Origin of the sequence: Flavobacterium sp. UGB4466 (assembly GCF_903469665.1) — a bacterium.
Taxonomy (GTDB): Bacteria; Bacteroidota; Bacteroidia; order Flavobacteriales; family Flavobacteriaceae; genus Flavobacterium; species Flavobacterium lipolyticum.
Genome location: NZ_CAGKLC010000288.1, coordinates 1 through 383 on the forward strand (window position 1 = coordinate 1; position 383 = coordinate 383).

1 protein-coding gene is annotated in these 383 nt (G+C 39.9%); it reads left to right on the plus strand.

Annotation, left to right across the window (positions count from 1 at the left end; genetic code table 11):
• Positions 1-383 (plus strand): AMP-binding protein (locus JO950_RS22095; protein ID WP_202704562.1); only part of this gene is annotated, 383 nt, incomplete at both ends.

Here is a 383-nt window from a genome sequence, read left to right on the forward strand (position 1 = left end):
AATAAAGAAACTTTAATGGATGGAGTGAAGCTACAAGCATATTTTAAGGCCAACTCAATTGATTGTATCAAAATAGTGCCAAGTCACTGGCAGGCTTTACGCATCGATACCGATTTGTTGCTGCCGGCACGTACGATCATATTTGGAGGGGATGTACTTCCGGTATCCCATATAAAAGAGATCGCAGCACAAGATCCAAATGTAACCATCGTGAATCATTACGGACCTACCGAGAGTACGATTGGAAAATTAGTGCACAAAGTAGATCCTGCTTTTGATTATGTAACCATTCCGGTTGGTAAATTATTCTCAGACAGTGAAGCTTATATTGTCAGCAGCGATATGTCGTTATGTCCAATTGGAGTTTCGGGAGAATTATTATT